The sequence below is a fragment of the Proteus sp. Marseille-Q3619 genome (assembly GCF_965283115.1).
Window position 1 is genome coordinate 900,712 of the sequence record NZ_CBDIMP010000001.1, and the last position, 12,857, is coordinate 913,568.

Sequence of the window (12,857 nt, forward strand, 5' to 3'; positions counted from 1 at the left end):
ACTCAGCCAAAAGTTGACTTAAGTTAATCAACTTTGTCCTCTATTTCTTAGCCCATTTCTCAACTGACGTCAGAATACCACGTAAGATATGAAGCTCTTGTGTTTCTGGGCGCGCACGCGTAAATAGACGACGTAAACGGCTCATCACTTGTCCCGGATGTTTAGGGCGAATAAAGCCAGATTCATTAAGCACCTGTTCTAAGTGAACGTAAAAACGTTCTATATCATCAGCTGGTGGATAATCAATCTCTGATGGGTTATTTTCCTCTTGTTTTTCTTCTTGGGCAAGTGCTGCCATACGAATTTCATAACTAACAAGCTGAACAGCCATCGCTAAATTTAAAGAACCATATTCTGGATTAGTCGGAACATACAGATGAAAATCACATTTTTGTAATTCTTCATTGGTTAAACCTGTGCGTTCACGGCCAAAAATAATAGCAACAGGCTTATTTTTAGCTTCCATGACACAGCGCTCACCACATTCACGCGGTGCAAGCATTGGCCAAGAAAGTGTACGGCTACGGGCACTTGTTCCTATGACTAAACCACAGCCTTCAATCGCTTCATCGATACTATTAACAATATGTGCATTGCCAATAACATCACTTGCACCCGCTGATAGGGCAATAGAATGCGAATCTGGTTTTTCTTTTGGATTAACAAAATAAAGATTGGTTAATCCCATAGTTTTCATAGCTCGAGCTGTAGAGCCCATATTGCCTGTATGCGAGGTTTCTACAAGGATGATGCGAATATTTTCTAACATTGATTTCTTGTTAATTGCTTTGTGATCTATCTATTTTATCACAATTGTAGCCAGAAACACGAATGCCTGTTATACTCTGGCACGTTTTTTATCCCCGTTCTTTAACATCTTGTGGAAGATAACCATGCATCCGATGCTGAATATTGCCATACGTGCCGCACGTAAGGCTGGTAATTTAATCGCCAAAAATTACGAAAATCCTGAATCTGTAGAGACTAATCAGAAAGGTACCAATGATTTTGTCACTAACGTTGACCGTGACGCAGAACAAGCAATCATTGAAATCATCCGTAAATCTTATCCAAAACACACCATTATTACGGAAGAAAGTGGCGAGTTACTCGGTGAAGATCACGACATACAATGGGTTATTGATCCACTTGATGGCACGACTAACTTCATTAAACGTCTTCCACACTTCTCTGTTTCTATTGCTGTACGCATTAAAGGCCGTACTGAAGTGGCTGTTGTTTACGATCCTATGCGTAACGAATTATTCTCAGCCGTTCGTGGTCAAGGCGCACAATTAAATGGTTATCGTCTGCGTGGATCTAATGCTCGCGATTTAGATGGTGCTGTTCTTGCGACTGGTTTTCCATTCAAAAGCAAGCAACATTCAGCTGCTTACATGAACATGTTAGGCAAACTGTTTGTACCTTGTGCTGATTTCCGTCGCACAGGTTCAGCAGCATTAGATTTAGCTTATGTTGCCGCAGGTCGTGTTGATGGTTTCTTTGAGATTGGCTTAAAACCTTGGGATTTCTTAGGTGGCGAATTAATCGCTCGTGAAGCAGGTGCTATTGTTTCTGACTTTACAGGTAACCATGGCTACCTACAAACAGGTAATATTGTTGCAGGTAACCCTCGTGTTGTCAGAGCATTATTAGCTGAAATTCGTAGCGAATTAACAGATGCATTAAAACGTTAATCTCGTTGATACGAATAAAATATAAAAGAAAAAGACCATAATATTATGGTCTTTTTTATTGCACTTTTTCTTATGTAGAACAAGTTAACTATTTTGAGGTTTAACTTGAGGTCTTATAAACATCGCAGGAATAGTTAATGCGGCCATTAACCAGAAAATTAATGATTCTTGATTTGGCAGTTTCTCATATAGCCAACCTGAAACTATCGTCATAATCGCAATACTTCCTCCCATTGCTAAAGCAGAATAAACGGCTTGCAAGCGAATAATTTCATGCTCTTGACGCGCACTAATAAAGCGCATAGCGGCTAAATGGCATACTGTAAACGTACCACTATGTAAGATTTGCACAACAATAAGCGCGGGTAATGCGGTGAAACTCCCCATTAATCCCCAACGTAAAAGCCCAGCAAAAGCAGAAAGTAAAAGTAGATTTCTTGCGCTCCAACGACGGAATAAACGATGGCTCAGCATAAAAACAACCACCTCTGAAACCACACCTAATGACCAAAGATAGCCGATTGTTGCGGTGTCATACCCTGCTTTTTCCCAATAAAGCGCGCTAAAACCATAATACGCTGCGTGTGCGCCTTGCAGTAAAGAGACACATAACAGAAAACGCCAAACTGGCCCATCTGAAATGAGTTTCATAAAGGACACATTGCTGTGTTCTGCTTTTTTCACTTTACCCTGTGGCATAACTTTAGGGCGGAGCATAGATGTCAGGAATAGTGCAAAAGTACTGGCAATCAATCCATAAAGAATAATGGGATGCCCAAAAGCATCAATTAAAACACCTAGCAATGATGAGCTAATAATAAAAGCGATTGAACCCCAAACGCGAATTTTTCCATAATCAAAAGGAAACTGTTTTTGCCACGTTCCTGCTAGAGAATCTCCTAAAGGCACCATAGGTGAAAAGAAAACGTTAAATCCTGTCATCACAAAGAATAACCATGCCCAATGGCTACCCATCATAAATGCAACAGTAAAAAGTAATGAGAGAAAAGCAAATAATCTCAATGCAGTGATAAGTTTTGACGGATCTTTTACCGCAGGCGTTAAAATTAGGCTACCAACAAAACGTGCGGTTAAACCTACACCTAATAACAGACCTATCATTGCCGGATCGACACCCTCTCCTTTTAGCCATATGGACCAAAAAGGTAAAAAGATGCCGTATGAAAAGAAATAGGTAAAATAATCTAAGGCAAGCCACAATGTTGATGGAATAACCATCCAATCCCCCATTTTTAAGATGCAAAAAAACCCGCCAAGAACAAGTTCTCGAAGCGGGCTTGTACAACGGGTTTTATTATATCGTTACAAACTTATGCGTAAACTGGAAATTTAGCGCAGATATCCAAGACTTTTTGTTTCACTTTCTCAATGTTCGCTTCATCATTGATATTATCAAGGACATCACACATCCAACCGGCTAATTCACGAGCTTCCGCCTCTTTAAAACCACGACGCGTAATCGCAGGAGAACCGATACGAACACCAGAAGTTACAAATGGACTACGTGGATCATTTGGTACGCTGTTTTTGTTAACAGTGATATTTGCACGACCCAGTGCAGCATCTGCATCTTTACCTGTAATATCTTTGTCGACTAAATCTAATAAAAACAGGTGGTTTTCAGTTCCGCCAGACACTACTTTATAACCGCGATCTAAGAAAACTTCTACCATTGCTTTCGAGTTTTTAGCAACTTGTTGCTGATAAACTTTAAATTCTGGTTCCATAGCTTCTTTTAATGCTACCGCTTTACCTGCAATAACATGCATTAAAGGGCCACCTTGAGAGCCAGGGAATACAGCAGAGTTCAGTTTTTTATAAAACTCTTCGTCGCCACCTTTAGCAAGGATAAGACCACCGCGTGGGCCTGCTAAGGTTTTGTGAGTTGTTGTTGTAACAACATGTGCATGAGGGACTGGGTTAGGATAAACACCAGCAGCAACCATACCTGCTACGTGTGCCATATCAACAAATAAGAATGCACCAATGCTATCTGCAATTTCACGCATTTTAGCCCAATCAACCAGACCAGAATAAGCAGAGAAACCACCGATGATCATTTTTGGTTGATGTTTTTTAGCCTGAATAGCAATATCTTCGTAATCAATTTTACCTGATTCATCAATACCATAAGGTACTATGTTATACAGTTTACCAGAAAAGTTAACTGGTGAACCATGAGTTAAGTGACCACCTTGCGCTAGGTTCATACCTAAAACGGTATCGCCTGGTTTTAATAATGCCATATAGACTGCGGCATTCGCTTGAGAGCCTGAGTGAGGCTGTACGTTAGCGTAATCTGCACCAAATAATGCTTTTGCACGATCGATAGCCAGTTGCTCTACAACATCCACATACTCACAACCACCGTAGTAACGTTTACCCGGATAGCCTTCAGCATATTTATTTGTCAGCTGAGATCCCTGCGCCTGCATAACACGAGGGCTGGTATAGTTTTCAGAAGCAATAAGTTCGATGTGCTCTTCTTGACGAGTCACTTCACCTTCCATTGCATTCCATAATTCTGGATCGTAATCAGCAATATTCATTTCACGTTTTAACATTCACATCTCCTGACTCAGCTAACTTCACTAAAGACAAACTCCCATGCGGGAGAAAGAATGGCATACAGTGTAAACTCTTTTTCTTCATTGAGATAGCCCCTAATGAAAAAATACGCAATCGTTTGCCATCCAACTATAACAGCATATTATTACTTTTTAACAACCTCATTTTATCCTGTACTTATTCCTCTTTTTGAGGTGCATCTCGCCTTATTTTGCAAACACCCCGCATCATTCTCTAAGAATTGAGATTTTTTGTTAAAAAATAAAAACAGAGATTTACAAAATACTCAAAAAGAGATAAGTTGCATATAAAATACAATTTATAAAAATTCACAATAAACTGAAAATTTTTCAGGAGCAATTATGTTAGATGCACAAACTATCGCGACAATTAAATCAACAATTCCCCTCATTGCTAAAACAGGCCCTGCGTTAACTGCCCATTTTTATGATCGAATGTTTTCTCGCCACCCAGAATTAAAAGATATTTTCACCATGAGCCATCAAAGCAGTGGTGCACAACGTGAAGCTTTATTTAATGCGATATGCGCTTATGCAACGAATATTGAAAATTTAGCCACCATTTTGCCTGCCGTTGAAAAAATTGCACAAAAACACACCAGTTTAAATATTCTTCCTGAACACTATCCCATCGTCGGTGAAAATTTATTAGCAACAATTGATGAGATGTTTAATCCAGGGCAAGAAGTGCTAGATGCTTGGGGGGCGGCTTATCAAATATTGGCTGATGTCTTTATCAATCGCGAAGAACAAATTTATCAACAAAAAGAACAAACAAATGGAAGTTGGAGAGGATTACGAAACTTTAAAGTTAAACATAAAGTAAAACAAAGTGATGTAATTACCAGTTTTGAATTAGAGCCTGAAGATGGACTTGCGGTTACTCCTTATCAAGCAGGGCAATATTTAAGCATTTATATCCGTGATGAACATCTTGAAAACCAAGAAATACGTCAATATTCATTAACTCACTCTTCAAATAATAAAACCTATCGCATCGCAGTAAAACGCGAAGATAAAGGTATTTTATCGAATTTTCTGCATGACCATATTCAAGAAGGTGATACTTTACAAGTCGCCGCACCAGGGGGCGATTTCTATTTAGATGTGTCACCAACAACACCTGTAACCTTAATTTCAGCAGGTGTGGGTTTAACGCCAATGCTATCTATGTTACACACACTTTCAGCTCATAAAGCTAATATCAATTGGTTACATGCAGCTGAACATGGTGGTGTTCATGCTTTTAAAGATGAAGTTAATCAAGTCGGCAATCAACTTTCACATTATCAACAAGCGATATGGTATCGCACGCCACGAGCGGAAGACGTGCAAAATAAAGATTATCAATTCGAAGGCTTAATGACATTAAAACAAGTTGAAGATTGGTTAACTATTCCTGATATGCATTTCTATTTTTGTGGTCCATTACCTTTTATGCAATCTGTTGCTAAGCAACTTATTGAATTAGGTATTAATAGTGAAAAACTTCATTATGAATGTTTTGGTCCTCATGCTGTTATTACACAAGATTTACAGTAAAAATACTTTCATTAAAGTTCGATTTTAAATTGAATAAAAAAAACGCTGATAGAGTTATATTTATCGGCGTTTTTATTAGCTATTTCACTGCCTTTTTATGATCGATATTTTTTTTCAATCGCCGCAGGAATAACATGATCTTTAGCAGAAAGACCGTACCAAATAACACTAATTAAGCAGAGCGTATAACCAAATAATTCACTGCCCTCTTCCACCATGTTTTTAACAGCACGGTTATAATCCTCACCCAATAATTTATGCCAAAGTATTCCCATTCCAAATAAACGAGAGAACAGTAAAACACATAATAGACCAGCAACTAACATTCCATGGCTTGGATGAGTAATAAAGTGAATTAAGCCTTTTAACGTTCTCTTGCCTTCTCTAATTGCAATAGCAATACAAATAAACGTTACCGTTAGAGCGAACCAAACCCAAGAGCCGTGTGCAATCTGATCAAATACACCATCTAACTCACGAATTAAAATACATAGAAAAAAGCCCAGAATAAGCGTGAATGCTCCCTGTTGTTCACTTCCTTGGCACGCTTTAACAAAAAAGAATAAACAGATAATGGCAACGATAATTTCTTGACCTAATTCAGTTACCGACGTTTCAGAAATACCATTATCAAGAACCAAAATATCAAGAAAAATAAATCCCGTAGTGATAGCGATTAACACTGCTGCACATAAAAATAAAGCGAGACGCTTTAATAAATAATTAAACACTATTTTGCCCATACCTTAATGATTTTTTAATATTGATGATAATAACTTTCCTTAAAAGTTATTGAATAACATTTTGTGCCTTAAAGTTTATAAAAAATAGTAAAATAAATTGCTCAGGAGCATCAATAGACTTGTATAAGATATAAATAGCATTATAGGCAAAACATTAAAAAATTAATTATGCACAAAAAAAGAAAAAACCCGATATCTTGATTAAAAAATATCGGGTTTTAATAAAAATGAAAAATATAATTATTTGGCTTAAATTAATTAATAACTAAATAGCCTCTTCGTCTTGTTCACCAGTACGAATACGAATAACGCGACTCACATCAAAGACAAAAATCTTACCATCACCAATTTTACCTGTTTGTGCCGTTGTCATAATTGTATCTACACAGGTTTCAACAATTTCATCAGAGACAACAATTTCAATCTTCACTTTAGGTAAAAAATCGACCATGTATTCAGCACCGCGGTAAAGCTCAGTATGCCCTTTTTGGCGACCAAAGCCTTTCACTTCTGTTACAGTCATTCCAGTGATACCCACTTCGCCGAGCGCTTCTCTTACATCATCTAATTTAAACGGCTTAATTATCGCTTCAATTTTTTTCATCGTATTATCCTGCTATTACCAGTTGTGGCGACCAAAACCGCTTGTAATTGGGTATCTGCGATCTTTACCAAAATTACGACTTGTAATACGTGGCCCAACAGGGGCTTGACGTCGCTTGTATTCATTAATATCGACTAATTTTATCACTTTACGGACTGTCGCTTCATCAAATCCTGCTGCAACTAAATCAGATACAGATTTATCTTGCTCAACATAACCTTCAAGAATAGCATCCAGAATGTCATAAGGAGGTAAATTATCTTGGTCTGTTTGCCCTGGTGCAAGTTCTGCTGATGGTGGTCTATCAATAACACGCTGAGGAATAGCAGGTGAAAGTGTATTACGATATTTAGAAAGCTCGAAAACTAATGTTTTAGGTACATCTTTTAGTACATCAAAACCACCCGCCATATCACCATACAATGTAGAATATCCCACTGCTGATTCACTTTTATTACTTGTGGTTAACACTAAACGACGACGTTTATTCGACATTGCCATCAAAATAACCGCACGACAACGAGCTTGTAGATTTTCTTCTGTGGTATCTGCAACAGTATCTTTAAACATAGGCGCAAGTTGAGCCATAAAAGCATCAAACATGGGTTCAATAGAAACCGTATCAAACTCAACACCTAATAAATCCGCTTGTTCTTTTGCATCATGAATACTCATTTCTGATGTATAACGAAATGGCATCATAACAGCCTGAACACTCTCTTTGCCTAAGGCATCAGCTGCGATAGCAACCGTTAATCCAGAGTCAATACCACCAGATAATCCTAGAATTGCCCCTTTAAAGCCGTTTTTAATCACATAATCACGCGTTGCAAGCACTAACGCTTGATAAACTTGCGCTAAAGGTGAAAGTTCCGGAGCAGGATCTGCCATCGGAACAATATTCAATTCGTCAAATTCAACGATGGTAGTTTGTTCATCAAATGCAGCTAAACGATGCGTAATAGTACCGCGTTCATCAAATACTTTTGAACAACCATCAAATACCAACTCATCTTGACCACCAATTTGGTTAAGATAAATCACGGGAAGGTGTGTTCTTTGGCAATGTTCTTTAATAAGCTGTGTACGAACATGGGGTTTTTCACGGTTATAAGGTGATGCATTAATAGATAGAACAAGATCAGCACCCGCTTGTTTTAATGCATCGATAGGTTCATTGATCCAGATATCTTCACAAATTAACAAACCTAGGTGATAACCTTTAAATGGCACTACACAGCGCTCATTTCCTTGTTGGAAATAACGCTTTTCATCAAACACACCATAATTAGGTAATTGTTGTTTGAAATAACGCGCTTGTAATTCACCTTTATAGAAAAATGAAAGTGCGTTGTAAATTTTGCCGTTTTGCCACCAAGGATGTCCAACAACAATCGCCGTTTTTTTACTTGCTTGTTCTAAACGTGTAAGTTGTGTTTCACAACGCTGTTGGAAATCAGGACGAAATAGCAGATCTTCAGGAGAGTAACCGCATAAAGCCAACTCAGAAAACATGACCAAATCGGTATCTTCTTGTGCTTTTACGGTAGATAACATGCGTTCGCAGTTACCTTCAATATCGCCAACAACCCAATTAAGTTGAGCCATGGTGAGTTTTAGTTTACGACTCATAAAAATTAGTCTCTCCGCTATCTTCCGCATAAAAGGAAAGTTAGTTTAAAAATATATTCGTTATCTGAAAAGGTTATTCTTTAAAATCATTCGCATCTAGCTCATGACGAGATAACAATTTATAAAACTCAGTTCGATTGCGCCCAGCCATACGTGCGGCTTGGGTCACATTGCCTTTTGTCATTTGCAAAAGCTTTCTCAAATAGGTCATTTCAAAATGCCCTCTCGCTTCTGCAAATGTGGGCAATGCCGTATTTTCACCTTGTAATGCCTGTGTTACAAGCGCTTCACTGATCACGGGTGCTGTTGTTAACGCAACACATTGCTCAATAACGTTAACCAATTGACGCACATTACCTGGCCAACTTGCTGTCATTAAGCATTTCATCGCATCGGTTGAAAAGCTTCGAACAAAAGGTTTATGGCGTTTAGCAGACTCTCTCAATAGGTGATTAGCAAGAACAGGAATATCTTCTGCTCTCTCACTTAATGTCGGAATACGTAAGTTAACCACATTTAAACGATAGAACAGATCTTCTCGAAATTCATTACGTTCCATCGCTTTAGGTAAATCACGATGCGTTGCAGAAAGAATTCGTACATCAATATCAATATCGCGATTACTGCCTAATGGGCGAACTTTTCGCTCTTGTAAAACACGTAATAACTTAACTTGCAATGCCATTGGCATATCGCCAATTTCATCTAAAAATAATGTGCCGCCTTCAGCTGCCTGAAATAGACCTTCACGGCTACTCACCGCGCCTGTAAAAGCGCCTTTCGCATGGCCAAATAATTCAGACTCTAGAAGTTGCTCAGGTAAAGCACCACAGTTAATGGCAATAAAAGGTTTTTTCGCTCTAGGGCTTGCACGATGGATAGCTTGAGCAAGGACTTCTTTACCCGTACCACTTTGGCCATTGATAAGTACACTGACATCAGATTGGGCGACTAGCTTTGCTTGCTCTAATAAACGTAGCATTTGCGGGCTACGTGTCACGATATCTTTTGACCACTCTTCATCTGAAACAATAGTCACAAGCTCAAGTGCTTCATCAATCGCTTTATAAAGTGCGTCTCTATCAACGGGTTTAGTTAAAAAGCTAAATACGCCTTGCTGTGTTGCGGCCACTGCATCAGGAATAGAGCCATGAGCCGTAAGAATGATAACGGGCATGCCCGGCTGCTGACGTTGTATTTCAGCAAACAACGCCATACCATCCATTTCATCCATTCGGAGATCACTAATAACAAGGTCTATTTTTTCTTTTAAGAGAAGTTTTAGTGCTTCTTGTCCACTTTCAGCGGTGAAGATATGAAAACCCTCACTTGTTAATCGCATACCAAGTAACTTTAATAACCCAGGATCGTCATCGACAAGTAAAAGATTTGCTGATTTATGGCCAGCCATGCACATTCTCCTTATTTAGAACCTGCTTCAGTCGGTTTTGAGCCTTGTGTGTCAGTATCTGTTTTGACAGGTTCTGGTTTTACCGCCTCAGTTTTCGTAGATTCGGTTTTTGTAGATTCTGGTTTGGAAGGCTCTGGTTTAACCACTGTTGCAGACGGTTGTTTTTCCTCACCTTTTGACTTCTCTGTTATCGATTGCGTCGAAACGGGTTTTTCATTCGTTTTTTCAACGGCTGGTTTTTCAGCAGCAGGTTTCTCTGCATTCACTTTTTCTGTTTCCGTTACGCTCTCAGCTAAATCTTCATTTTGCGATAGCGAATCAACAGAGCCACTCTGTTTTCTATTCGATAACTGCCGTTCAATTTGGGTAAGGCTTTCAAGCTTTTTCAGGGTGACACTCAGTTCATGCTGTAACGCATTATTCTCTTTTCTTAGTGCATCAATTCTATTATCTGTATCTGTGATTAAACGACGATAACGACTCTTCTCTTCTGCTAAAGAGAGAATAAGCGTTTGGTTCTCAATCCATGTCGATAATAGAACTCGCATAGAACTTGGAAATTGTAATTGATAGCTTTCTAATAATACTAATTGTGTTCGACGATCGGCAATCGTCATTCCAGCACGCTCTAATAGAATACTTTTATAAAATGCATCATCCCAACCAGTGACGACAACACTGCTGGCTTGGCGTTGTGCTTCGGTCGTCATTATGCGGTTTGTACATTCAATGGCACGTAACCAATAAAGCGCGTTATTGATGCCTTCATCATAAAATGAGCTTAATGTTTTACATTCAGCCCAACGATAATCAATCGTTTTTTGTTTAACAACGGGGATTTCTGGCTCAGGCTCTTGTGTCTCAGTGAGCAACTTTGGTGTACACCCTGAAAGAACCAGTGGAAACAGAATAAACAAGAAACACTGCTTCCAATTTAATGCAATTTTTCTAGTTGATGCAGGGGCCATAGATAACAATTCAATACCAAGCATCTTCTTATTTATTTTTTTATACTCATGATGAGGAGATGCTTGTTTTTGTGACCTGATTTGCATTATTTAATCTCAGAAAGTAGCGGTAATTCAATACGAAAACAGACATCGGCATAGTCAGAAGGAACAACTCTTAGTTCACCTTCCATTCTTTTGATACAGTCATGAGCAATACTTAAACCTAAACCACTTCCTTTGACAGCCCCTTTGCGTAGCAAAGATCCTTGGAAAAAGGGTTCAAAAATCATTTTTTGTTCAGATTCAGGAATAGGTGTTCCTTTATTGGCTATATCAATAACTATTTTCTGTTCAACTTGATAACTAGAGATCCAGATATTACCTGATTCAGCACCATAGTGCACCGCATTCGAGTAGAGATTGTCGATAACTCGCGATAATAACGTCGCTTCTGCTCGACATGTGGTTAGATTAAGTGAAATTATCGTTTTAATATCTTTTGCTCTCGCGGGTAAACTGTGGGCTAATACCACATCATTTACTAAATCAGTCAAGTTAATTTCTTCGATTTGTTGAGGAACTTCAGAAAGTTTGCGATTGTAATCAAGTAGTTGTTCAATTAATAACTGTAACTGCTTACTGCTATTATCGAGAATTGAAACGACTTCTTTTTGATCAAGAGTTAAAGGACCCGCAACTTCATCAGCTAATAATTCCGTACCTTCTCGCATACTGGCTAACGGTGTTTTTAACTCATGAGAGATATGACGCAAAAATTCATGTCGTTGTGACTCAAGCCATGCTAAACGCTCACTTAACCAAATAATACGTTGTGCTAATGAACGCAGTTCTCGTGGCCCTTGAAAAGTATCTAGATTATTACTCAGTGTTCGACCTTCACCTAATCGATTGATCATCTTCTCAATCCCTTTAACAGGGCCAATAATCATTCGAGTAAATAGCGCAATGAGGATCAAGCTGAACACAAAAACGATAAGACTTTGCCAACCGAAATAGCGCCCTTTTTCAGCGATTGCCATTTGAAGTTGTTCACCACGGCTAAAAATAATCTCTTTAGTTAATACAACTATACGGTTATTGGCATAAGAAAATTGCTCTAAAGCTTGTTGCATCTCTTTTGTGGGTTCACTACTTTCACATTGAATCGATTTTAGTTTTTCAAGTGAAGTATTAAGTACATCGGCTTCTTTAGATGCCGAAAGAGGAATAATGGTTTGCTGTAATGTTGAGAAGAGTTTGGTGTATTGCTGGTAGCGTTGCTGATACATATCATCATCAGTTTTATCTCTTAAAACACAATATCGACGATAGTTTCCTTCCATTTCAATCGCAAGATTTCGCATTACTTCACTTCGTTCAGTATCTGCGAGTGCATTTTTATTAGTAATAGCCGCCTGATTACTTAATTGATCGAGACTTTGATAAGCCTGATAAGCAAGCACAAGTAAAGGTAATAGCACCATCCAAAATGCCATTATCACGAGCTGTCTTAAAGAACGGGGGAAAACACGCCACTTTTTCAATGAAATCATCTCAACACCTATTAGAGTAATGCGATGCTACATGACTTGATAACAAGAAAAAAGTCCGACATTGGGAAAATTAGGTAAGAGAACAAACACAAACGAGGAAATGCGACAGGCTCTAG

At 38.5% G+C, this 12,857-nt stretch carries 11 protein-coding genes; 2 read left to right on the top strand and 9 right to left on the bottom strand.

The genetic code is table 11. From position 1 onward, the window contains the following. Positions 1 to 40 precede the first annotated feature (40 nt). Entirely contained in the window at positions 41 to 769 is a 729-nt protein-coding gene (trmJ, locus tag ACWPWK_RS04260) for a tRNA (cytosine(32)/uridine(32)-2'-O)-methyltransferase TrmJ (protein ID WP_109370966.1), read from the bottom strand. Positions 770 to 893: 124 nt separating this feature from the next. On the opposite strand from trmJ, the gene suhB reads away from it, so the two are divergent. After that, positions 894 to 1,697, top strand: a complete 804-nt coding sequence (suhB, locus tag ACWPWK_RS04265; RefSeq protein ID WP_023581619.1) for an inositol-1-monophosphatase — start codon at positions 894 to 896, stop codon at positions 1,695 to 1,697. Between the two features lie 84 nt (positions 1,698 to 1,781). Here the strand turns inward: suhB and ACWPWK_RS04270 are convergent, their stop codons facing one another. Together ACWPWK_RS04270 and glyA are read right to left on the bottom strand one after the other, a co-directional pair. Beyond that, positions 1,782 to 2,936 carry a 3-phenylpropionate MFS transporter gene (locus ACWPWK_RS04270; RefSeq protein ID WP_109370967.1) on the bottom strand — a complete coding sequence of 385 codons (1,155 nt, stop codon included), beginning with the start codon at positions 2,934 to 2,936 and terminating at the stop codon, positions 1,782 to 1,784. A 92-nt stretch (positions 2,937 to 3,028) separates the two neighbouring features. Beyond that, complete coding sequence (gene glyA / locus ACWPWK_RS04275) at positions 3,029 to 4,282, bottom strand: serine hydroxymethyltransferase (RefSeq protein WP_088495048.1); 1,254 nt, start codon at positions 4,280 to 4,282, stop codon at positions 3,029 to 3,031. A 366-nt stretch (positions 4,283 to 4,648) separates the two neighbouring features. Between glyA and hmpA the strand changes: the two genes are divergently transcribed. Continuing rightward, entirely contained in the window at positions 4,649 to 5,848 is a 1,200-nt protein-coding gene (gene hmpA / locus ACWPWK_RS04280) for an NO-inducible flavohemoprotein (RefSeq protein ID WP_109370968.1), read from the top strand. Positions 5,849 to 5,943: 95 nt separating this feature from the next. Here hmpA and ACWPWK_RS04285 read toward each other — a convergent pair whose 3' ends face one another. The 6 genes from ACWPWK_RS04285 to ACWPWK_RS04310 all read right to left on the bottom strand — a co-directional run bounded on the left by ACWPWK_RS04285 (position 5,944) and on the right by ACWPWK_RS04310 (position 12,741). Beyond that, positions 5,944 to 6,591 (bottom strand): hypothetical protein, encoded by a 648-nt coding sequence (locus tag ACWPWK_RS04285; protein ID WP_109370969.1) that lies wholly within the window; start codon positions 6,589 to 6,591, stop codon positions 5,944 to 5,946. A gap of 265 nt (positions 6,592 to 6,856) precedes the next feature. Beyond that, the gene (gene glnB, locus ACWPWK_RS04290; protein WP_023581614.1) at positions 6,857 to 7,195 is read right to left on the bottom strand and encodes a nitrogen regulatory protein P-II; all 339 of its coding nucleotides are present in this window, start codon (positions 7,193 to 7,195) and stop codon (positions 6,857 to 6,859) included. A gap of 15 nt (positions 7,196 to 7,210) precedes the next feature. Further along, positions 7,211 to 8,827, bottom strand: a complete 1,617-nt coding sequence (locus ACWPWK_RS04295) for an NAD+ synthase (RefSeq protein ID WP_109370970.1) — start codon at positions 8,825 to 8,827, stop codon at positions 7,211 to 7,213. A 73-nt stretch (positions 8,828 to 8,900) separates the two neighbouring features. Further along, positions 8,901 to 10,238, bottom strand: coding sequence for a two-component system response regulator GlrR (gene glrR, locus ACWPWK_RS04300; protein WP_072063249.1), 1,338 nt, complete (start codon positions 10,236 to 10,238; stop codon positions 8,901 to 8,903). Between the two features lie 11 nt (positions 10,239 to 10,249). Next, positions 10,250 to 11,293 (bottom strand): two-component system QseEF-associated lipoprotein QseG, encoded by a 1,044-nt coding sequence (qseG, locus tag ACWPWK_RS04305; protein ID WP_244184988.1) that lies wholly within the window; start codon positions 11,291 to 11,293, stop codon positions 10,250 to 10,252. After that, positions 11,293 to 12,741, bottom strand: a complete 1,449-nt coding sequence (locus ACWPWK_RS04310) for a sensor histidine kinase (RefSeq protein WP_162558354.1) — start codon at positions 12,739 to 12,741, stop codon at positions 11,293 to 11,295. Before ACWPWK_RS04310 ends, qseG begins: the two co-directional genes overlap by 1 nt. Positions 12,742 to 12,857: the final 116 nt, after the last annotated feature.